The sequence below is a fragment of the uncultured Nocardioides sp. genome, from assembly GCF_902805925.1.
Classification (GTDB): Bacteria; Actinomycetota; Actinomycetes; order Propionibacteriales; family Nocardioidaceae; genus Nocardioides.
In genome coordinates this window covers 1-19,896 of record NZ_CADCUP010000131.1, presented here as the reverse complement: position 1 = coordinate 19,896, position 19,896 = coordinate 1, and the positions used below count along the sequence as shown (strand labels likewise).

General features: G+C 74.1%; 22 protein-coding genes and 1 pseudogene. 15 read left to right on the top strand and 8 right to left on the bottom strand.

From position 1 onward, the window contains the following. Positions 1-12: 12 nt before the first annotated feature. On the bottom strand, positions 13-561 hold the full coding sequence (locus QZX64_RS09520; RefSeq protein WP_295658717.1) for a DinB family protein: 549 nt from the start codon (positions 559-561) through the stop codon (positions 13-15). Between the two features lie 301 nt (positions 562-862). Between QZX64_RS09520 and ileS the strand changes: the two genes are divergently transcribed. Continuing rightward, positions 863-4,045: an isoleucine--tRNA ligase gene (ileS, locus tag QZX64_RS09515; protein ID WP_295658715.1), complete on the top strand. Its 3,183-nt coding sequence runs from the start codon at positions 863-865 to the stop codon at positions 4,043-4,045. A gap of 9 nt (positions 4,046-4,054) precedes the next feature. Here the strand turns inward: ileS and QZX64_RS09510 are convergent, their stop codons facing one another. Next, entirely contained in the window at positions 4,055-4,870 is an 816-nt protein-coding gene (locus tag QZX64_RS09510) for an ABC transporter permease (protein ID WP_295658713.1), read from the bottom strand. After that, a complete protein-coding gene (locus QZX64_RS09505) occupies positions 4,867-5,829 on the bottom strand; it encodes an ATP-binding cassette domain-containing protein (RefSeq protein WP_295658710.1) in 963 nt (320 codons plus the stop codon). The genes QZX64_RS09510 and QZX64_RS09505 overlap by 4 nt, the downstream gene beginning before the upstream one ends. Positions 5,830-5,918: 89 nt before the next feature. On the opposite strand from QZX64_RS09505, the gene QZX64_RS09500 reads away from it, so the two are divergent. The 6 genes from QZX64_RS09500 to QZX64_RS09475 are packed head-to-tail and all read left to right on the top strand — an operon-like array spanning position 5,919 to position 10,134. Next, the gene (locus tag QZX64_RS09500) at positions 5,919-6,677 is read left to right on the top strand and encodes a TetR/AcrR family transcriptional regulator (protein ID WP_295658708.1); all 759 of its coding nucleotides are present in this window, start codon (positions 5,919-5,921) and stop codon (positions 6,675-6,677) included. 35 nt (positions 6,678-6,712) lie between these two features. Further along, positions 6,713-7,864, top strand: coding sequence for a succinyl-diaminopimelate desuccinylase (dapE, locus tag QZX64_RS09495; RefSeq protein WP_295658705.1), 1,152 nt, complete (start codon positions 6,713-6,715; stop codon positions 7,862-7,864). After that, positions 7,861-8,607 (top strand): TIGR00730 family Rossman fold protein, encoded by a 747-nt coding sequence (locus tag QZX64_RS09490; protein WP_295658702.1) that lies wholly within the window; start codon positions 7,861-7,863, stop codon positions 8,605-8,607. The genes dapE and QZX64_RS09490 overlap by 4 nt, the downstream gene beginning before the upstream one ends. Positions 8,608-8,609: 2 nt before the next feature. Continuing rightward, positions 8,610-8,924 carry a DivIVA domain-containing protein gene (locus QZX64_RS09485; protein WP_295658700.1) on the top strand — a complete coding sequence of 105 codons (315 nt, stop codon included), beginning with the start codon at positions 8,610-8,612 and terminating at the stop codon, positions 8,922-8,924. A gap of 15 nt (positions 8,925-8,939) precedes the next feature. After that, entirely contained in the window at positions 8,940-9,362 is a 423-nt protein-coding gene (locus QZX64_RS09480; protein ID WP_295658698.1) for a hypothetical protein, read from the top strand. Position 9,363: 1 nt separating this feature from the next. Continuing rightward, positions 9,364-10,134 (top strand): M14 family zinc carboxypeptidase, encoded by a 771-nt coding sequence (locus tag QZX64_RS09475; RefSeq protein ID WP_295658696.1) that lies wholly within the window; start codon positions 9,364-9,366, stop codon positions 10,132-10,134. Positions 10,135-10,137: 3 nt separating this feature from the next. On the opposite strand, the gene QZX64_RS09470 is transcribed toward QZX64_RS09475, so the two are convergent. Both QZX64_RS09470 and QZX64_RS09465 read right to left on the bottom strand, forming a co-directional pair. After that, positions 10,138-10,941 carry an enoyl-CoA hydratase/isomerase family protein gene (locus tag QZX64_RS09470; protein ID WP_295658694.1) on the bottom strand — a complete coding sequence of 268 codons (804 nt, stop codon included), beginning with the start codon at positions 10,939-10,941 and terminating at the stop codon, positions 10,138-10,140. Positions 10,942-10,975: 34 nt separating this feature from the next. Beyond that, entirely contained in the window at positions 10,976-11,761 is a 786-nt protein-coding gene (locus QZX64_RS09465) for a PaaX family transcriptional regulator C-terminal domain-containing protein (protein ID WP_295658692.1), read from the bottom strand. A gap of 166 nt (positions 11,762-11,927) precedes the next feature. Between QZX64_RS09465 and QZX64_RS09460 the strand changes: the two genes are divergently transcribed. Genes QZX64_RS09460 through QZX64_RS09450 form a run of 3 tightly spaced genes read left to right on the top strand, consistent with a single transcriptional unit; the run spans position 11,928 to position 13,971 of the window. Further along, complete coding sequence (locus QZX64_RS09460; RefSeq protein ID WP_182540000.1) at positions 11,928-12,095, top strand: DUF3117 domain-containing protein; 168 nt, start codon at positions 11,928-11,930, stop codon at positions 12,093-12,095. A gap of 2 nt (positions 12,096-12,097) precedes the next feature. Beyond that, entirely contained in the window at positions 12,098-13,633 is a 1,536-nt protein-coding gene (locus QZX64_RS09455; RefSeq protein ID WP_295658687.1) for a M17 family metallopeptidase, read from the top strand. Continuing rightward, entirely contained in the window at positions 13,630-13,971 is a 342-nt protein-coding gene (locus QZX64_RS09450) for a hypothetical protein (protein WP_295658685.1), read from the top strand. Before QZX64_RS09455 ends, QZX64_RS09450 begins: the two co-directional genes overlap by 4 nt. A gap of 2 nt (positions 13,972-13,973) precedes the next feature. Here QZX64_RS09450 and QZX64_RS09445 read toward each other — a convergent pair whose 3' ends face one another. Continuing rightward, a complete protein-coding gene (locus QZX64_RS09445) occupies positions 13,974-14,627 on the bottom strand; it encodes an O-methyltransferase (protein ID WP_295658750.1) in 654 nt (217 codons plus the stop codon). 238 nt (positions 14,628-14,865) lie between these two features. On the opposite strand from QZX64_RS09445, the gene sigE reads away from it, so the two are divergent. The 3 genes from sigE to QZX64_RS09430 are packed head-to-tail and all read left to right on the top strand — an operon-like array spanning position 14,866 to position 17,449. Continuing rightward, positions 14,866-15,477 (top strand): RNA polymerase sigma factor SigE, encoded by a 612-nt coding sequence (gene sigE / locus QZX64_RS09440; RefSeq protein ID WP_295658684.1) that lies wholly within the window; start codon positions 14,866-14,868, stop codon positions 15,475-15,477. Next, on the top strand, positions 15,477-16,031 hold the full coding sequence (locus tag QZX64_RS09435) for an anti-sigma factor (RefSeq protein WP_295658682.1): 555 nt from the start codon (positions 15,477-15,479) through the stop codon (positions 16,029-16,031). Before sigE ends, QZX64_RS09435 begins: the two co-directional genes overlap by 1 nt. After that, on the top strand, positions 16,028-17,449 hold the full coding sequence (locus QZX64_RS09430; protein WP_295658679.1) for a S1C family serine protease: 1,422 nt from the start codon (positions 16,028-16,030) through the stop codon (positions 17,447-17,449). The genes QZX64_RS09435 and QZX64_RS09430 overlap by 4 nt, the downstream gene beginning before the upstream one ends. A gap of 5 nt (positions 17,450-17,454) precedes the next feature. Here QZX64_RS09430 and QZX64_RS09425 read toward each other — a convergent pair whose 3' ends face one another. Beyond that, a complete protein-coding gene (locus QZX64_RS09425; protein ID WP_295658676.1) occupies positions 17,455-17,703 on the bottom strand; it encodes a helix-turn-helix domain-containing protein in 249 nt (82 codons plus the stop codon). A gap of 129 nt (positions 17,704-17,832) precedes the next feature. Between QZX64_RS09425 and QZX64_RS09420 the strand changes: the two genes are divergently transcribed. Together QZX64_RS09420 and QZX64_RS09415 are read left to right on the top strand one after the other, a co-directional pair. Beyond that, a complete protein-coding gene (locus tag QZX64_RS09420) occupies positions 17,833-18,480 on the top strand; it encodes a hypothetical protein (RefSeq protein WP_295658673.1) in 648 nt (215 codons plus the stop codon). An 11-nt stretch (positions 18,481-18,491) separates the two neighbouring features. Next, positions 18,492-19,742, top strand: coding sequence for a hypothetical protein (locus tag QZX64_RS09415; protein ID WP_295658671.1), 1,251 nt, complete (start codon positions 18,492-18,494; stop codon positions 19,740-19,742). On the opposite strand, the pseudogene QZX64_RS09410 reads toward QZX64_RS09415, so the two are convergent. After that, positions 19,705-19,896: pseudogene (locus QZX64_RS09410) on the bottom strand (hypothetical protein); the annotation flags it as partial. The gene QZX64_RS09415 and the pseudogene QZX64_RS09410 sit on opposite strands and share 38 nt — an antisense overlap.

Below are 19,896 nucleotides of genomic sequence, written 5' to 3'. Positions count from 1 at the left end.
GGGGGACGTCGGCTACTGCCCCGTGCGCCCGTCGACGCACTCGCGCAGCAGGTCGGCGTGACCGACGTGCCGGGCGTACTCCTCGACCAGGTGCACCAGGATGTCGCGCACCTCGGTCGGCCTGCCGTGGACGTACGTCGTCGCGTCGGGGTCGAGGGTCGCCTCCACCTCCCGCGCGTGGGCGACCTCGCGCCGCCACGACTCCCAGGCGTCGGCGACGACCGCGTCGTCGGCCACCGCCCCGTTGAAGTCGAGGTCGGGGTCCTCGTCGGTGCGGTAGAGCCGGGGCAGCTCGGGCTGCGCCCCGAACACCCGGCGGGACCACGAGTGCTCGACCCGCGCCAGGTGGCGCGCCAGGCCCAGCAGCGACATCGACGAGGGCGGCACCGAGCGCCGCGCGAGCTGCTCGGCGTCCAGGCCCTCGCACTTCATCTCGAAGGTCATCCGGTAGCGGTCGAGGTACTCCAGGAGCACCCCCTTCTCGCCGCTGGCGGGCGGCAGGTCCTCGCGGGGGTCGTCCTCGGGCTCGACCCACATGTCGGGGTTGGCGCGTTCGCTCATGCGGCCAACCTCCCCGCCCGGGGGGTGTCGGGGCAAGCGCACGCGCCGGCCGGTGCGTGGCGTCCGACTGGCGCCTCGCCGGGCCGCCGCCGTACCCTGGGCCCACAGGCGTCCGAGCCGTCATCAGCGGCGAGCCTTCCGGAAGAACAGGCCCAGCAGGCCCCAGTAGAACCGGACGGGTAGGCCCGACACAGCCGTCGAAGAAGAGGTCACCCCCGGGTGGCAAGCGAGGTGGTACCGCGGCAGCCCGTCGTCCTCGTGGAGCAGCGCCCACGACGTACGACGACCGCAGGAGCCCCGCATGACCTACCCCCAGGTCTCCCACACCGACGCGACCACCGTGCCCAGCGCCCCGTCCTTCCCGCAGGTCGAGGAGGCGGTGCTGGCGTACTGGAAGGACGACCGGACCTTCCAGGCCTCGATCGACCAGCGCGACGCGGGCACCGACGGGGGGAACGAGTTCGTCTTCTACGACGGTCCGCCCTTCGCCAACGGCCTGCCGCACTACGGACACCTGCTCACCGGCTACGTCAAGGACGTCGTCCCGCGCTACCAGACGATGCGCGGGCGCCGCGTCGAGCGACGCTTCGGCTGGGACACCCACGGCCTGCCCGCCGAGCTCGAGGCGATGCGCCAGCTCGGCCTGAAGACCACCGACGAGATCCACGAGCTCGGCGTCGAGAAGTTCAACGCCGCCTGCCGGGAGTCGGTGTTCAAGTACACCTCCGACTGGGTCGACTACGTCACCCGCCAGGCCCGGTGGGTCGACTTCGAGAACGACTACAAGACGCTCAGCCCCGACTACATGGAGTCGGTGATGTGGGCGTTCAAGCAGCTGCACGAGAGGGGCCTCGTCTACGAGGGGTTCCGGGTGCTGCCGTACTGCTGGAACGACGAGACGCCGCTGTCCAACCACGAGCTGCGCATGGACGACGACGTCTACCAGAACCGGCAGGACCCGGCCGTCACCGTGGGCTGCCGCCTCGAGACCGGCGAGCTGGCGCTCGTCTGGACGACCACGCCGTGGACCCTGCCCTCGAACCTGGCGATCATGGTGGGCGAGGACATCGACTACGTGGTGGTCGAGTCCGACGTCACCGGCACGCCCGAGCGGTACGTGCTGGCGGAGGCCCGGCTGGCGTCGTACGCGCGAGAGCTGGCGCCCGACGGGCAGGGTGACCCCGTCGTCGTCGAGCGGCTCACGGGCTCCGACCTGGCGGGGCGCGGCTACACCCCGCCGTTCCGCTACTACCTCGGCCACGAGAACGCCTTCCGCGTGGTCACCGCCGAGTTCGTCACCACCACCGACGGCACCGGGCTGGTGCACACCGCCGGCGCCTTCGGTGAGGACGACAAGGTGGTCACCGACCGCGAGGGCATCGAGCCGGTCATGCCGGTCGGCAAGGACGGTCGCTTCACGTTCCCCGTCGTGGAGTACGAGGGCATGCAGGTCTTCGACGCCAACCCGCACATCATCGACGACCTCAAGGCGGTCCGCGCCAGCGTCACCCCGGGCACGGTGCTGCTGCGCCGCGAGACCTACGACCACTCCTACCCGCACTGCTGGCGCTGCCGCGAGCCGCTGATCTACAAGGGCGTCTCGTCGTGGTTCGTGGAGGTGACCAAGGTCAAGGAGCGGATGCTCGAGCTCAACGGCGAGATCGAGTGGGTGCCGGGCCACGTCCAGGAGGGGCAGTTCGGCAAGTGGCTGGCCAACGCCCGCGACTGGTCGATCACCCGCAACCGGTTCTGGGGATCCCCGGTGCCGGTGTGGAAGTCCGACGACGAGGCGCACCCGCGCATCGACGTCTACGGGTCGTTCGCGGAGATCGAGCGCGACTTCGGCCGGCTGCCGCGCGGCGCCGACGGCGAGCCCGACCTGCACCGCCCCTACGTCGACGACCTGACGCGGCCCAACCCCGACGACCCGACGGGGCGCTCGACGATGCGCCGGGTCAGCGACGTCCTGGACGTGTGGTTCGACTCCGGGTCGATGAGCTTCGCCCAGGTGCACTACCCCTTCGAGAGCCAGGACTGGTTCGAGCACCACTTCCCGGGCGACTTCATCGTCGAGTACGTCGGCCAGACGCGTGGCTGGTTCTACACGCTCCACGTGCTGGCGACCGCGCTCTTCGACCGGCCGGCGTTCCGCTCCTGCATCTGCCACGGCATCGTGCTGGGCTCCGACGGCAACAAGATGAGCAAGTCGCTGCGCAACTACCCCGACGTCAACGAGGTCTTCGACCGCGACGGCGCCGACGCGATGCGCTGGTTCCTGATGTCCTCGCCGATCCTGCGCGGCGGCAACCTCGTGGTCACCGAGCAGGGCATCCGCGACTCGGTGCGCCAGGTGATGATCCCGCTCTGGAACAGCTGGTACTTCTTCAGCCTCTACGCCAACGCCGCGGCGTACGACGCGAAGCGCTCCACCGCCTCCGCCGACCCGCTCGACCGCTACCTGCTGGCCAAGACCCGGCAGTTCGTGGAGGAGACGACCGCCCAGCACGACGCCCTCGACATCGCCGGCGTGTGCGACGGCATGCGCGGGTTCCTCGACGTGCTGAGCAACTGGTACATCCGCCGCTCGCGCAGCCGCTTCTGGGCCGCCGACGGCGGAGTCGACGAGGGTGCGTTCGACACCCTCTACACCGTGCTCGAGACGGTGTGCCGGGTGGCGGCGCCGCTGCTGCCGCTGACCACCGAGGAGATCTGGCGCGGCCTCACCGGCGAGCGCTCGGTGCACCTCACCGACTGGCCGTCGGCCGACGACCTGCCCGACGACCCCGACCTGGTGGCCTCGATGGACCTCGTCCGCGACGTGTGCTCGGCCGGGTCGGCGCTGCGCAAGGCCGCCGGCCTGCGCAACCGGCTGCCGCTGGCCTCGCTCACCGTCGTCGCGCCGGGCGCCTCGCTCGCCGGCTTCGAGGGGCTGGTCGCCGACGAGCTGAACCTCAAGGGCGTCCGGCTGGTCGACCCCGCCTCCCAGGAGGCGGCGTCGTACGCCGTGGAGCAGCGGCTCGTCGTCAACGCCCGGGCCGCCGGCCCGCGGCTGGGCAGGGACGTGCAGCGGGCCATCAAGGGCTCGAAGTCCGGGGACTGGTCGGTGGCCGAGGACGGCACCGTGACCGCGGGCGGCTTGGACCTGGTCGAGGGCGAGTACGCCCTGGAGACCGTCGCGGGCGCCGACGCCGGCTCCGTGACCGGACTGCTGCCCGGCGGCGGGTTCGTGGTGCTCGACACCGAGGTGACGCCCGAGCTGGCCGCCGAGGGGCTCGCGCGCGACGTCGTCCGCGCCGTGCAGCAGGCCCGCAGGGACGCCGGCCTCGACGTCTCCGACCGCATCGCGCTCACGCTGGCCGGGCCCGGGGAGACCCTGGCCGCCGTCCGCGCCCACGAGGCCCTCGTCGGCGGGGAGACCCTGGCGACGAGCGTGGCGTACGGCGCGGCGCAGGACGACCTCACGGTGGAGGTGGCTCGGGCCTGAGGCTCCTCCTCACCGGGCCAGCCTCCGGTAGGCGCGCGCCGCGAGCGGGACGAACACGCCCACCAGCACGGCCGGCCACGCGAGCGCCAGCAGCAGGGCGTGGTCGGCCAGCACACCGTCGGTGATGCCGGTCGGGTTGCCGAACAGCTCCCGGCAGGCAGCGGCCGTGGCCGAGACGGGGTTCCACTGCGCCAGGAACGCGAGCCACCCCGGCATCGTCTCCGGCGCGACGAACAGGTTGGAGAGGAAGCCCAGCGGCCACACCAGCACCTGCACGGCGGCGAAGGAGCCCTCGCCGCGGAAGGTCAGGCCCAGGAAGATGCCGATCCAGAGCATCGCGAACCGCAGCCAGAGGAGCAGGCCGATCGCCAGCAGGGCGGCCCCGGGCGAGCCGTCGACCCGCCAGCCGACGAGCAGCCCCCCGAGCACCAGCACGGCGAGCTGCACCGTGGAGTTCACCATGTCGGCGCCGGCACGGCCGGCCGGCACGGCGACACTGCTCATCGGCAGCGACCGGAAGCGGTCGGTGATGCCCCGCCGGGTGTCGGCGGCCACCGCCGACATCGTGCTCTCGACGCCGAACATCATGGACAGCGCGAACATGCCGGGCAGCAGGTACGGCAGGTAGTCGCCGCCGCCCGGCAGCTCGATGGCGCCTCCGAACAGGTAGCCGAAGACCAGCAGCAGCATGATCGAGAAGGCGATGCCGAAGATCGGCGCCCACGGCTCGCGGACCCAGTGCCTGAGGTCGCGCAGCATCACGACCCAGCCGTGCCGCAGGGCCGAGGAGCGTCGGGGGCCGGGGTGCATGGTCGTGGCGGTCATCGGGCGGCTCCTTCGGGGGCGGTGAGGTGCAGGAAGACCTCGTCGAGGGTGGGACGGCGCAGCTGGAGGTCGGCGACCGCGAGGCCCGCGCCGTCCAGGGCCCGGACGACCGAGACCAGGGCGGCGGTGCCCCCGGCGGGGCCGGCCTCGACGGTGACGCGGTGCTGGTCTGGGTTCACGAGCCCGCCGACCGCGGCGGCCACCGGCGCCAGGTCGGCGTCCGCCGCGGGGGTCACGATGACGCGGTCGGCGCCCAGCCGGCTCTTGAGCTCCCCCGACGTGCCCTCGGCCACGACCCGGCCGGCCCCCATCACGGTGATCCGGTCGGCGAGCTGGTCGGCCTCGTCGAGGTACTGCGTGGTGAGCAGCACCGTCGTGCCCCGCGCGACCACCTGGCGGACGGCGCGCCACACCTCGTTGCGGCCGCGGGGGTCCAGCCCGGTGGTCGGCTCGTCGAGGAAGAGCAGCTCCGGCCGCCGGATGAGGCCCGCGGCGATGTCGAGGCGCCGGCGCATGCCGCCGGAGTACGTCGAGACCTTGCGGTCGGCGGCGTCCAGGAGGCCGAACGCCGCGAGGAGCTCCTCGGCGCGCGCCTCGGCCAGCCGGCGGGGAAGGTCGTGCAGGCGGCCGAACATGACCAGGTTCTCCCGGCCGTGGAGCACCTCGTCGAGAGCAGCCGCCTGACCGACCAGCCCGATGGCCCGCCGGACGTCGTGCGGGGCGCGCCGGACGTCGTGCCCGGCGACGAGGGCCTCACCCCCGTCGCAGCGGGTCAGGGTCGCCAGGACGTTGACGGCCGTGCTCTTGCCGGCGCCGTTGGGGCCGAGGACGGCGTGCACGGTGCCGGCCGCGACCACGAGGTCCAGGCCGTCGAGGGCCAGCGTGTCGCCGTACCGCTTGGTGAGGCCCCGCGCCCGGACCGCGGGCGGGGCGGAGGAGGGGGGAGCGAGGTGGGGCATCTGGACTCCTGTCTTGGTACGGCGTACGGAGTGGTGGCCGGAGCGTACCACTGATTCCGTACGCCGTACGAGATAAGTAGGGTGGTGCCGTGACGACCGACCCCGACCCCGTCCTGGCGCTGCTGTGGCGCCACGCAGCCCCGGCGGAGCTGCGGCCCGTCCCCGCGCGCCGGGGGCCGCGGCAGCGGCTCACGGTCGACGACGTGGTCGACGCGGCGATCGGGCTGGCCGACGAGCAGGACCTGGCGGCGGTGTCCATGCGCTCGCTCGCCCAACGGCTCGGGCTGGGGGCGATGTCGCTCTACGGCTACGTCCCCGGCCGCTCCGAGCTCGTGGCGCTGATGGCCGACCAGGTGCTCGGCCGCACGACCCTCCCGGCGATGCCCGCCGACCTGCGCGGGCGGCTGGAGCTCGTCGCCCGGGTCACCCACGCCGACTGGCGCGCCCACCCGTGGCTGCTCGACGTCACCGGGCTGCGCCCGTGGCTCGGCCCGCACTCCGCCGACCGCTACGAGTGGCAGCTCACCGCGGTCGAGGGCATCGGCCTCGACGACGTCGAGATGGACCAGACGGTGGCCCTGCTGACCGGCTTCGCCGCGGACATCGTGCGCTCCGAGGACCGGGTGCGCCGCGCCGAGCGCGAGTCGGGCGTCACCGAGCTGGTGTGGTGGCGGGCGAACTCCGAGACGCTGGGCCGGCTGATGGCCGAGCGGGACTACCCGCTCGCCGGACGGGTCGGCACGGCCGCCGGCGAGGCCTACCAGGCGGCCAGCGACCCCGCCCGGGAGCTGGAGTACGGGCTGGCCCGCATCGTCGACGGCGTCCTGGCCCGCGTCGGCCGCCACTGAGGACGCGCTGGAGGACGACTGGTTGGATGGGCGCCATGACCCCGCCCCACCCCCCGACCCTCGACCTCGCCGCCGACGCGGTGACGCTGACCCAGCAGCTCGTGGACATCGAGTCGGTCAGCCGCAACGAGCAGGCCATCGCCGACGCCGTGGAGCAGGCGCTGCGCCCGCTCGGGCACCTCACGGTGTCGCGCCACGGCAACACGGTGGTCGCCCGGACCGAGCTGGCCCGCGGCGAGCGGGTCGTCATCGCCGGCCACCTCGACACCGTGCCGCTCAACGACAACCTCCCCTCGCGGCGCGAGGACACCCCGGAGGGGGAGGTCCTGCACGGCCTCGGCACCTGCGACATGAAGGGCGGGGACGCCGTGATGCTGCGCATCGCCGCGACCGTGCCCGAGCCCGACCGCGACGTCACCTTCATCTTCTACGAGGCCGAGGAGATCGAGTCCGAGCACAACGGCCTCCACATCCTGGGCCGGGCCCACCCCGAGCTGATGAGGGCCGACTTCGCGATCCTGATGGAGCCCAGCAACGCCGTGGTCGAGGCCGGGTGCCAGGGCACCCTGCGGGTCGACGTACGCACCCGGGGGGAGCGCTCGCACTCGGCTCGCAGCTGGCGCGGCGTCAACGCCATCCACGCCGCCGGCGGGGTGCTGGACCGCCTGGACGCCTACCAGGCGCGCAAGCCCGTCATCGACGGCCTGGAGTTCCACGAGGGCCTCAACGCGGTGTTCATCCGCGGTGGGGTGGCCGGCAACGTCATCCCCGACGAGTGCGTCGTCGAGGTCAACTTCCGCTTCGCCCCCGACCGCTCGGAGGCCGGCGCGGAGGCGTTCGTGCGGGAGTTCTTCGACGGCTACGAGGTCGAGGTCACCGACACCGCGCCGGGCGCACTGCCCGGGCTCGACGTCCCGGCCGCCAAGGCGTTCGTCGAGGCGGTCGGCGGCGAGGTGGGCCCCAAGTTCGGCTGGACCGACGTGGCGCGCTTCACCGCGCTGGGGGTCCCCGCGGTCAACTTCGGCCCCGGCGACCCGATGTTCGCCCACAAGCAGGACGAGCACGTGCCGACCGCGCAGATCCTGCGCTGCGAGGAGCAGCTCCGGGCGTGGCTGGGCGCCGGTGCGGAGCAGGGTGCGGGCCAGGCGTCGGGCCAGGTGGGCCGGGGTTCGGGGGAGGGTCGATGACCGATCACGAGGGACCCGTCGTCAAGCGCCGCGGCCAGCGGGACACCGGCACCGCCGACCGGCGACTGCTCGACCGGGGCCAGCTCGACACCCACACCGACCTCTGGCGCGTGATGCGCATCCAGGCCGAGTTCGTCGAGGGCTTCGGCTCCCTCGCCGAGCTCGGCCCGGCCATCGGCGTCTTCGGCTCCGCGCGCACGCCGTCGGACCACCCGGACTACGCGACCGGCGAGAAGGTGGGCCGGCTGCTCTGCGAGGCCGGGTTCGCGGTGATCACCGGCGGCGGGCCGGGCGCGATGGAGGCGGCCAACAAGGGGGCCAGCGAGTGTGGCGGCACCAGCGTCGGCCTCGGCATCGAGCTGCCCTTCGAGTCCGGGCTCAACGAGTGGGTCGACAAGGGCATCAACTTCCGCTACTTCTTCGCCCGCAAGACGATGTTCGTCAAGTACTCCCAGGGGTTCATCGTGCTCCCGGGCGGGCTGGGCACCTTCGACGAGCTCTTCGAGGCGCTCACGCTGGTGCAGACCCAGAAGGTCACCTCGTTCCCGGTGGTGCTGATGGGCGTCGACTACTGGTCCGGGCTGCTCGCCTGGCTGCGCGACACCGTGCTGGCCGGCGGCAAGATCAGCGAGGTCGACCTCGAGATGCTCACGCTGACCGACGACCCGCAGCTGGCCGTCGACCTGATGGTGCGGGCCCGCGACGGCGCTCACCCCACGCCGCCCCCGGAGCGGGCGGAGTAGTCGTGACCTGGCTCTTCGCGATCCTCATCGTGCTGGCCATGGGCGGGGTCGCCGTCGCCGCCTCCGGCCGCATCGGCACCCTCCCCGAGGCCTACGACGACCGTCCCGACGCACGGGTCCCCGCGGGTGACCTCACCGGGGCCGACCTGCGGCAGGTGCGGTTCTCGCTCGGCCTGCGCGGCTACCGGATGTCGGAGGTCGACGCGCTGCTCGAGCGCCTGGCCGCCCAGCTGGAGTCCCGCGCCCTCGAGGAGGGCGTCGGCGACCGCGACGAGCACCCCCGCGAGCATGGTCGTGGCGGCGCCGCGAGCGACTGAGGCACACTGCCCCCCGTGTCCACCGACGTCGTCGTCTACGTCCTGACCGCGCTGGCCGGTGTCGTCGTCGTCCTCACCCGGCTCCGTGTGCGGGCCGACGGCGGCGCCGGGCAGCACCGCGTCAGCAGCCCGGTCCTCGCCGTGCACACCGTGGCGGGCGGGCTCGCCGTCGTCGTCTGGGTCGTCTTCCTGGCCTTCCCCGAGGACTCCGCCCCGGGCCACCCGGTGGTGGGCATCGTGGCGCTGGCGCTGTGGTGGGTGGTCGCCCTCGACGGGCTGCTCGTGCTGCTGCGCTGGCTGCCCACGCGCGGCAGGCACGCGGTCGAGGCGTCCGCGGCCACCTGGAGCAACGGTCCGGGGCTCTCGGTGCTGGCCCACCTCGGCATGGTCGTCGCGGTCCTGGTGTTCACCTGGGTCTACCTCACCTCGGCGGTCTGACGTGCGACGACCGCTCACCGCCCTCGGCGGCCCCCTCCTCGCGCTCACCCTCGCGGCGTCCCCCACCGGCCGGGCCGACGCCGTCATCGCCGACCGGCGCCCTGCCGTGGTCGAGAAGCGCGTGATCGGCCACTCGGTCACGGGGCGCCCGATCACCGCCTGGCGGCTCGGCGAGCCCGGCAGGCGGCGCATCGTCCTGGTCTCGAGCATGCACGGCGACGAGGACGCCACGTCGCAGATCCTCGACGCCCTGCGCGACGGGCGCCGGCACGTGCGCGGGATCGACCTGTGGGTCGTGCCGTCGTACAACCCCGACGGCATCGCGCGCGGCACCCGTCGCAACGCCCGCGGCGTCGACCTCAACCGCAACTACCCGCACCGCTGGGCCGACCTCGACGGCGCCCACGAGTCGGGCCCGCGCCCGGCGTCGGAGCCCGAGACCCGGGCGATGATGGACTTCCTGACCGAGATCGCGCCCCGGCGCGTCCTCAGCTTCCACCAGCCGCTCGACGGCGTGGACACCGACACCAAGGATCGCGGCTTCGCCCGACGCCTCGCGCGCAGGCTGCGGCTGCCCACCACGCGGCTCGACTGCGGCGGGCTGTGCCACGGCACGATGACGATGTGGTTCAACGCCACCTTCCCCGGGTCCGCCCTCACCATCGAGTACGGCGCCCGCCCGGGCCGCCACCGGCTCCGGGTCGACGCGCCGCGCCAGCTGCTCGACGCCCTCGGCGCCCGGCGCAGCAGGCGCCCCGCGCCGGGGCTGTAGCGCTCAGCGGCCCTCGAACACCGGCTTCTGCTTGGCGACGAAGGCCTCGACGGCCGCCGCGTGGTCGCGCGTGGCACCGGTGCGCGTCATCATCCGGCCCTCGTGGGCCAGCGACTCGGCGAACGTGTGCTCCTCGGAGTACGCCACCGCCGCGCGCATCGAGGCGTAGGCCACGGTGGGGCCTGCGGCGAGCCGGCCCGCCACCTCGGCGGTGGCGTCGGCCAGGCCGTCCGCGGGCACGACGCGGGTCGCGAGCCCCAGCCGCTGCGACTCCTCGGCGTCGAGCGTGGACGGGAAGTAGAGCAGCTCGAGGGCCTTCGCCCGCCCGACCAGGCGGGGCAGCGTCCAGCTGGACCCGGTGTCGCAGGAGAGGGCCACGCCGGCGAAGGCGAAGTTGAACGCGGCGGTGTCGGCGAGGATCCGCACGTCGCAGGCGAGCGCGAGGCTGGCGCCGGCTCCGGCCGCCACGCCGTTGACCGCGGCGACGACCGGCTTCGGCATGGTCGCCAGGGCGGTGACGATGGGGTTGTAGTGCTCCTCGACCGTCGAGAACAGCGCGTCGGTCGTGCCGCTGCGGAGGATCCCGAGGTGCTCCTTGAGGTCCTGGCCGACGCAGAACGCGCGCCCCGCGCCGGTCAGCACCACGCACCGGACCCGGTCGTCCTCGGCCAGGGCCTGCACCGCCTCGCGCAGCGCCACCTTGGTCGCGATGTCGAGGCTGTTCATCGCCGCGGGCCGGTTCACGGTGATGGTGCCGACGCCCTTGGTGACGTCCACGAGCACGGGATCGGGGGTCTCAGCCTTCATGGGCACGCAGTCTGCCAGCCGCCACGCGCCGCGGTCAGTGCTCCGACAGCGTGCGGGCCACGAACCGGTCGGCGCCCTCCTTGAGGCCGTCGGCGCAGTCGGTGAAGAAGGAGGAGGCCGCGCGGCCCGGCCAGTCGGGTGGCAGCAGCTCGTCGGGGAGACCGGGGTCGACGAAGAGGAACTTGCGCCACTCGTGCACGAGGTGGAAGCGCGCCGCGAAGGCGGCCTCGTCGGGGTCCTGGTGGCCGCGCAGGTGCCGCTCGATCTCGGCCGCCGCGCTCGCGTGCCACTGGGCGTACGTCGCGGCGAGCCGCTCGAGGTCCCAGGCCCGGATGGGCGCGTCGGCGGGGGAGAAGTCGTGCGCCACCGCGGTCGTGGCGCGGGCGCCGGCGCGCTGGAGGGCGGCGTCGAGCTCGGGTCGCTCGAACGGGCTGACCCACACGCACTCGGTCAGCTCGGCGTACCCCAGGAACGACAGCTCGCGGTGCACGCGGGCGCGGGCGGCCCGGTCGATCGGCCCGGCCACGAACACCAGTCGCCAGGCGTGGTCCCAGTCGCGGGCGGTGCGCCGGTAGATGCGCTGGTGGGCCGCGTCGAGGCGCCGGATGGCCTGTCCGGTGGCGGCGTAGCCGCGCGCGCCGGACACCGTGACGGGCTCCAGCCAGCCCTGGCTCACCATGCGCGAGATCGCCGTGCGCACCGCGGGGGCGGCGATGCCGGTGGGCGCGAGGAGGCGGACGAGCCCGGCCACCGACGACCGGTTGTCGCGCTGCGGCAGGAGGTCGCCATAGACGTCGAAGAGGGCGGACCGGGCATGCATGGCAGGGAGTCTGCCAGCCCGCGAGGCACCTGTGGTGCCGGTCACTTCAGGGATGAGGGATAATGGCGGGGACACGTCGTCGGGGTGGAGACCTTCCGCTCCGACGCGCCACGAGACGAGCAGCACGGGACGCAGCCAGCGCTGCGACACAGAAAGAGGTGCGCGGATGGCGGCCATGAAGCCGAGGACGGGCGACGGACCGCTGGAGGTCACCAAGGAGGGGCGCGGCATCGTGATGCGCGTCCCGCTCGAGGGCGGCGGCCGTCTCGTGGTCGAGCTGAACGCCGAGGAGGCCGGCTCCCTCGGGGACGCCCTCAAGGCCGTCGTCGGCTGATCGTGACGTCGACGACCCCGATCCTGCCCCCTCAGGTCTCACCGCCCCGGTTCGCCACCAGTCCCCGCCTGCCCCACGAGATCGGGGGCGTGGAGGTGTGGGCGTTCCCCGTGCTCCCGGGCGGGAGCGACGAGGCCGTCCTCCTCGGGCCGGGCGCCGACGAGGCGGCCGAGCGGCTCGGCATCGACCTGCTCGCAGCCCTGGAGGGAGCGAGGGCCACCGGCCGGACCGGTGAGGTGACCGCGGTGCCCGTGGTCGCCGAGGACCTCCGCCTGGTGCTCCTGGTCGGTGTCGGCGACCAGACGGTCGACGACTTCCGACGGGCCGGGGCCACGCTGGCGCGCGGCACCAAGGACCGCGCCAGCGTCGCCACCACCATCACCACCATCGCGCCCGAGGGCGGCCTGCACGCGTTCGTGGTCGGGGCGATGCTCGGCTCGTTCGGCTTCCACTGGCGCTCCGCCGGCCCGAAGGAGCTCCCGGTCGAGCGGATCGCGCTGGCCGGCCACCACGACGTCGAGGGCCTCGACTCCGAGCTCGCGAAGGCGATCGCCATCGGCGGCGCCGGCTGGCGCTCCCGGATGCTCGCCACCGTGCCCTCCAACCTGAAGAACCCGGCCTGGCTCGCGGAGCAGGCCGTCGAGATCGCCCGGGAGGCCGGGCTCGGCGTCGAGGTGTGGGACGAGCAGCGGCTCACCGCGGAGGGCTTCGGCGGCATCGTCGGCGTCGGCCAGGCCTCCGACACCCCGCCCAGGATGATCCGGCTCGACTACCGGCCCGCGCGCGGCGGTCGCAAGGCGCGGCACGTGGTGCTGGTCGGCAAGGGCATCACCTTTGACTCCGGCGGGCTCGCCATCAAGCCGGCCGAGGGCATGGTCGCCATGAAGCGCGACATGACCGGCGGCGGGGTCGTGCTCGCCACGATGGCGGCGCTCGCCGCGGTCGACTGCCCGGTGCGCGTGACCGGGCTCATCGCCGCGGCGGAGAACGCCGTCTCCGGCAACGCCCTGCGCCCCGGCGACGTCGTGCGGCACTTCGGCGGCCGCACCAGCGAGGTCACCAACACCGACGCGGAGGGCCGGCTGGTGATGGCCGACGCGCTCGCCTACGCCGTCGCCGAGCTCGGCCCCGACGTGCTGGTCGACGTGGCCACCCTCACCGGTGCCATGAAGGTCGCGCTCGGCCAGGGCACCGGCGGCTTCTTCGCCAGCGACGACGCCCTGGCTGCCTCGATCGACGCCGCGGGTCGCGCGTCCGGTGAGCGGCTCTGGCGCCTCCCGCTGGCGGCCGACTACGAGGAGCTGCTGGCCTCCAAGGTGGCCGACGCCGACAACGCGCCGGGCGGGCCTGGTGCGATCACGGCAGCGCTGTTCCTCCAGCACTTCACCGGCGGCCTGCCCTGGGCGCACCTCGACGTGGCCTCGGTGGGCGACGCACCCGCCGAGAAGCACGAGTGGACCGTCGGGCCCACCGGCTTCGGCGCCCGGGTGCTGCTCACCTGGCTCGGCAGCGAGGACCCCCTGGCCGGCGTCGGATGAACGGCCTGACCGTCCGCTGGTCGCTGGCCGGGGCGCCCGCCGGGGTCGAGGAGCGGCTCGCGTCGTACGTCGCGGAGACCTCCCACGCGCGGTTCACCGGGATGGCCGGGCTGCGCTTCAAGACGTGGCGCGTGCGGCCGGGGGAGTGGTTCGAGGGCTGCTATGCCTTCGCCTCCGACCAGGCACGCGCGGAGTTCCAGGAGACCTTCACGGCAGGGGCGGCCGACGCCCCGGGCTCGCAGATCGTGGGCGCGCCGCCGGTGCTCGTCGAGGCGTGCGAGATCGTCGCGGTCGCCGAGGGCTGGGACGGCTTCCGGGCCCGGTCGTCGGGCTCCTGAGCTCAGGCGTCCTCGCCCGCCCACTCCTTCTTCGCCAGCAGGAGGCCGTCGCCCACGGGCAGCAGCACGGGCACGAGCGACTCGTGCTCGGCGACCCGACGGCCGAGGTCGCGGATGGTGACGGTCTCCTCGTCGCGCTGCGCGGGGTCGGCGACGCGGTCGTGCCACAGGGCGTTGTCGAAGGCCACCACGCCACCGGGGCGCAGCAGTCGCAGCGCCTCCTCGAGGTAGGCGGCGTACTCGCGCTTGTCGCCGTCGCAGAAGACCAGGTCGTAGTGGCCGTCGGTGAGCCGGGGCAGCACGTCCAGCGCGGCCCCGGAGATGGTGCGGGCCCGCTGGGCCGGGATGCCGGCCTCGGCGAAGGTCTGCTTGGCGAGCCGCTGGTGCTCGGCCTCCACGTCGACGGTGGTCAGCACGCCGTCGGGGCGCATCCCGCGCAGCAGCCACAGGCCCGAGACCCCGGTGCCGGTGCCGATCTCCACGACCGCGCGCGCCTCCAGCACCGCGGCCAGGAACCGCAGCGTGGCACCGGCGCCGGAGCTGACCGGCTGCACGCCGACCTCCTCGGCGCGGCCACGGGCGGCGGCGAGGGCGTCGTCCTCGGCGACGTACGCCTCGGCGTGGGACCAGCTCGCGGGCTTGATCGGCGTGGGAATGATGGCCTCCAGGGTCGGCGGGTCACCCGGTCGTGGGCTGGGCCGACCCTATCGCGACCCCGCGTCCGCAGCGCCTGCGCGCCCGGTGGGGAACAGCCGGGGGGTGCGGGTCGTTGGGCATGACGGAGGGCGAGTCTGCGTCGATCGACGGGCTTCTCACAGGTTCCTCTCAGGCCGGTTCCCTAACCTCAGGCAGGTCACGTTGTTCGGTCCGTCCCGCCGTACCCTGGAGGCTGCCATGCCTGCCGACGCACCCGCTCCCGAGGGCGGCTCCGCCCCCGCGGAGGTCCCCACCTGGGATGAGATCGTCGAGCGGCACTCCGACCGGGTCTTCCGCCTGGCCTACCGGCTGGCCGGCAACCGGCACGACGCCGAGGACCTCACCCAGGAGGTCTTCGTCAGGGTGTTCCGCTCCCTCGACACCTACACGCCCGGCACCTTCGAGGGCTGGCTGCACCGCATCACCACCAACCTCTTCCTCGACCAGGCGCGCCGCAAGCAGCGGATCCGGTTCGACGCCCTGTCCGACGAGCGCGCCAGCCGCCTCACCAGCGGTGCGCCCACGCCCGACGTCGCCTACGCCGACCAGACCTTCGACGACGACATCGAGAGTGCCCTCTCGACGCTGCCGCCCGACTTCCGCGCCGCCGTGGTGCTGTGCGACGTCGAGGGGCTCAGCTACGAGGAGATCGCCCAGATCATGGACGCCAAGCTCGGCACCGTCCGCTCCCGCATCCACCGGGGCCGCGCCATGCTCCGCAGCGCGCTGTCGCACCGCGCGCCGGTGGAGGGACGACAGCGGTACGCCGGCCCCGCCACCAGACCGCTCACGGTCCTGGGCCACCCGTGATGGGTCCCGTCATCGGCCACCTCGGGACGCGGGTCAGTGCCCTGCTCGACGGCCGGATGGCGCCCGCCGAGGAGGACCGCTGGTGGGAGCACGTGCACCAGTGCCACCCGTGCCGGGACCTGGTGGAGCGCGAGGGGTGGGTCAAGACCCGGCTCGCGGGCCTCTCCCTCGGCGACGCCGCCGCGCCCGACCGCCTCAAGGACTCGCTGCTGGCCGCGCCGCCGCTGGGCGGCGGCGTGGGGGGCGTCCCGCGCCACGACCCCCCGGCGCCCGTGGAGGCGCGGCGTGCCTCCGGCTTCGGGGTCGGCCTCGGGGTCGGCAGCGTCGTCGGTGGGGTGATCGGCAGCGGCGCCGTGGGCGTCGCGGTGGTCGGGGTGCTGGCCCTGGGCACCGGTCCGGCCAACGCGCCGCAGCTGGACCAGCGTGCGCCGGTCACGAGCCTGACCCGGCCCAGCCCGGAGGTCACCCCCACGGACGGTGCCACCACCGGTAGCGGTGAACGTCGGGCCCGACCGGTGCGGCCGGGACCGATCCGCGAGACGATGGGTCGGTGACCGACAACGAGCCGGACCGTGCCCGGGGCGAGCACGACGAACAGCACGCCCCGGCCCCGGCCGACACGGAGCCGACGCAGCCGCTCCACCACGACCGCGTCGAACCGCGTCCCGACGGCTGGGTGACGCCGTCGCAGCCGCACGTCGACACCGGCGTGGTCGCACCCGTGCACGGCACCTCCGCGCCCCCTCCGCGCCCTTCGCCGATCCCGCCCCAGCAGTCGCCCTGGGGGTCTGCGCCCCCGCAGTACGCCGGCGCGCCCGGCCCGTGGACCACCACCCCGATGCCCCTCACCGGCCGGGCCGACCACGTCCAGGGCGGCCGGGTGCCCGGCTGGCTGTGGCCTGCCGTCGCCGCGCTGGCCCTCGTCCTGGGCCTTGCCGGCGGCGCCCTCGGGGCTGTGGCGATCGACCAGCTCGGCGACGAGGACACCACGTTCAGCGGGGGCCTCGACTCCGTCGAGACCCGCACCGAGGCGCCCCTCCAGCCGACCAACGGCTCGGTGGCCGCCGTGGCGCAGGAGCTGCTGCCCAGCACCGTGCAGATCATCGCCGCCTTCGGGGGCGAGGACCGCGGTGCCACCGGCTCCGGGTTCGTGCTCGACCGCCAGGGCCACGTGGTGACCAACAACCACGTCGTCGCCAGTGCCGCCGAGGAGGAGGGCCCGATCGAGGTCGTCGACGCCGACGGCACCTCCTACACCGCCACCGTCGTGGGCCGCAGCGCGGTCTACGACCTCGCGGTGCTGCTGGTCGAGGAGTCCACCGGGCTGCGACCGGCCGCCCTGGGCGCCTCGGCGAGCCTGCGCGTGGGCGACCCGGTGGTCGCCTTCGGCTCGCCCCTGGGCCTGAGCCAGACGGTCACGGCCGGCATCGTGTCGGCGCTCGACCGCCCGGTCACGACCGGGGACTCCAGCGACGGCTCGTCGTACATCAACGCGGTGCAGACCGACGCCGCGATCAACCCCGGCAACTCCGGCGGCCCCCTGGTCAACCTCGGCGGCCAGGTGGTGGGGGTCAACTCCGCCATCGCCACCACCGGGGGCGGGCTGGGCGGGGAGTCGGGCAGCATCGGCGTCGGGTTCGCGATCCCGATCGAGCAGGTGCGGGTGACCGCCGACCAGATCCTCGAGACCGGCGAGGCGCGCTACCCCGTCATCGGGGCCCAGGTGCAGACCGGCGGGAAGACCAACGAGGGCGCCCGCATCGACGCCGTCAACGACGGCACCCCCGCCGAGGCCGCCGGGCTCCGCAAGGACGACCTCATCGTGGCGGTCGACGGCGAGCGCGTCACCGACGGCATCGCGCTCATCGTCTCGATCCGCACCCACCAGCCGGGGGAGACCCTGGAGTTCACCGTCGTGCGCGACGGTGAGGAGCGGGCCGTGAGGGTCACCCTCGACTCCGAGGTGGGCTGAGCGGCCTACTCCTCGCCGGCGCGGCTCGCGTCGGCCTCGACGAACGGGTGCTGGTCGACGAAGTCGCGGGTCTGGGCGTACATCTGCTCGATGAACTGCTCGAGCTGGGTCGACTCGACGCGCCACTGGCCGCGGCCGCCGATCTTGATGGCCGACAGCTCGCCCCGCCGGACCAGCGCGTAGACCTGCGCGCTGGAGGTGTTGAGCACCTCCGCGACGTCGGCGAGCGTCAGGAAGCGCGGGGTGCCGGCCATGCCCCCATCGTGCCATCCCGGGGGCTGCGACGTCCTCCGGCGTCCGCCCGCCTGTGCAGGACGACGCCCTGCGGCAGCCTGTGGAGGACCGCCCCCCACGCGCGCGCCCGGCCCGGCATGATGGGCCGGGTGCACACGACTCTCGGGAACGACGCACCGCCGGCCGTCCGCGCCCAACCACCGGGCTGGCGAGATCCCCGCCTCTGGATCGGCGTCGCCATCGTGGCGGTCTCGGTCGTCGCGGGGGCGCGCATCGTCGGTGCCGCCGACGACACGGTCGGGGTCTGGGAGGTCGCCGGCGACCTCGCCCCGGGCGACCGGGTCGAGCCGGGCGACCTGGAGCAGGCCCGCGTGCGGTTCGCCGAGCCGGCCGACGCCGGCCACTACCTCAGCGTCGAGGACGAGCTGCCGGACGACCTGGTGCTGACGCGCGGGGTCGGCGACGGCGAGCTGCTCCCACGCGCCGCCCTCGGCACCGCCGACGACGCCGGCACGGTGTCGCTGTCGGTCTCGGTGCCGGGCGCGCAGGTGCCGACGTCGGTCGGCACCGGCTCGCGGGTCGACGTGTGGATCGTGCCCGACTCGGGCGACGACGGGGCCGCCGCCGAGCTCGCCGTCGAGGACGTCGCGGTCATCGACAGCCCCGCCGGCTCCTCCGACTTCGGGTCGTCCTCGAGCGAGCGCCAGCTCGTGCTCGGCATCCCCGTCGACACCGACCTCTCCGACCTGGTGCTGGCCAGCGGCGCCGGGCGCGTGATGCTGGTCGGCCGGGGCTGAGGATGATCTGCGTGCTGCTGCTCGCCTCGGGCGCGGCCTGGGAGTCACAGGCCCTGGAGTCGCTCTCGGGCGCCCCCGACGTCGTCGTGCTCAAGCGCTGCGTCGACGTCGACGACCTCCTCGCCTCGGCCGGCACGGGCCAGGCCCACGTCGTGGTGCTCTCGCTCGACGCACCGGGCCTCGACGCGTCGGCGGTCGCCCACCTGCGCCGCCACGCGGTGCGACCGGTGGCCGTGGTCCCCGACCCCGCCCACGGCGAGACGGTCGCCCGGGCGGGCAGGCTCGACATCGCGACCCTCGTGCCGGTCGCGGGGCTCGCGTCCCTCGCCGAGGCGGTGACCTCGGTGGAGGACCTCGGCGACACCCGCATCCGCGACGAGCTCGACGTCCAGCCGCCGGAGCCGTCCGCGTCCGGCACGCACCGCGTGGTCGCCGTGTGGGGCCCGGCGGGCGCCCCCGGTCGCACCACCGTCGCCACCGCGGTCGCGGCCGAGCTGGCCCGGCGCCGCGCGAGCACCCTGCTCGTCGACGCGGACCCGTGGGCCGGCAGCGTGTCGCAGCACCTCGGCATCCTCGAGGAGGTGTCCGGGGTCTTGTCGGCGGCTCGGCTGGCCGGCAGCGGCCAGCTGCGCGAGCGGTTCACCAGCGTGCGGCGGGCGGTCGACGAGCACCTCAGCGTGCTCACCGGCCTGCCGCGGGCCGACCGCTGGGTCGAGGTCCGCGCGGGTGCGGTCACCGACATCCTCGAGCTCGCCCGCGAGCAGGCGCACGTCGTCGTCGACACGGGGTTCGGCCTCGAGCAGGACCGCGGCTCCGACTTCGGTGCCGCGCCGGCCCGCAACACCATGACGCTGGAGTCGCTGGACGTCGCCGACGAGGTGCTCGTCGTGGGCTCGGCCGACCCCGTGGGCCTGTCCCGGCTGGCCCGCGGCCTGGTCGAGCTGCGCGAGCTCACCGGCGGGCTGCCCGTGCGTGTCGCGGTCAATCGGATGCGCCCGACCCTGGGCTGGTCGGAGAAGGACATCGCGGGCATGGTGGAGGGGTTCGCCCGCATCTCCGGGCTGCACTTCCTGCCCGATGACCGGGCCGCGGTCGACCGGGCGCTCGTGGGGGGCAGGAGCCTCCTCGAGGTCGGCGAGACGGCGTTGACCCGCGGGATGGCGGGCCTGGTCGACGCGATGTTCCCGGCCACGATGGCGGCCGCGGCCGACCGGCGTACCGGCCTCAGGAGGCGAAGAGCAGGTAGAGCCCGCCGACGGTGAAGCCGACCATCGTGAACAGCAGCGGCAGCTGGCCCGTGAGGTGGTGCCGCGGCGGGAGCAGCCTGATGGCGCGGTCGTGGGCCGCGACGACGCCGAGCACGTGGCCCACCACGACGCCGACCACCTTGCTGTTGGCCAGGAACGTCGGGTGGAA

Coding starts and splice junctions, on each gene's coding strand:
- QZX64_RS09520 (WP_295658717.1), bottom strand. CDS start 561: ATGAGCGAACGCGCCAACCCCGACATGTGGGTCGAGCCCGAGGACGAC.
- dapE (WP_295658705.1), top strand. CDS start 6,713: ATGACCCCGCCCCACCCCCCGACCCTCGACCTCGCCGCCGACGCGGTG.
- sigE (WP_295658684.1), top strand. CDS start 14,866: ATGCCTGCCGACGCACCCGCTCCCGAGGGCGGCTCCGCCCCCGCGGAG.
- QZX64_RS09490 (WP_295658702.1), top strand. CDS start 7,861: ATGACCGATCACGAGGGACCCGTCGTCAAGCGCCGCGGCCAGCGGGAC.
- QZX64_RS09505 (WP_295658710.1), bottom strand. CDS start 5,829: ATGCCCCACCTCGCTCCCCCCTCCTCCGCCCCGCCCGCGGTCCGGGCG.
- QZX64_RS09425 (WP_295658676.1), bottom strand. CDS start 17,703: ATGGCCGGCACCCCGCGCTTCCTGACGCTCGCCGACGTCGCGGAGGTG.
- QZX64_RS09450 (WP_295658685.1), top strand. CDS start 13,630: ATGAACGGCCTGACCGTCCGCTGGTCGCTGGCCGGGGCGCCCGCCGGG.
- QZX64_RS09460 (WP_182540000.1), top strand. CDS start 11,928: ATGGCGGCCATGAAGCCGAGGACGGGCGACGGACCGCTGGAGGTCACC.
- QZX64_RS09465 (WP_295658692.1), bottom strand. CDS start 11,761: ATGCATGCCCGGTCCGCCCTCTTCGACGTCTATGGCGACCTCCTGCCG.
- QZX64_RS09510 (WP_295658713.1), bottom strand. CDS start 4,870: ATGACCGCCACGACCATGCACCCCGGCCCCCGACGCTCCTCGGCCCTG.
- QZX64_RS09435 (WP_295658682.1), top strand. CDS start 15,477: ATGGGTCCCGTCATCGGCCACCTCGGGACGCGGGTCAGTGCCCTGCTC.
- ileS (WP_295658715.1), top strand. CDS start 863: ATGACCTACCCCCAGGTCTCCCACACCGACGCGACCACCGTGCCCAGC.
- QZX64_RS09470 (WP_295658694.1), bottom strand. CDS start 10,941: ATGAAGGCTGAGACCCCCGATCCCGTGCTCGTGGACGTCACCAAGGGC.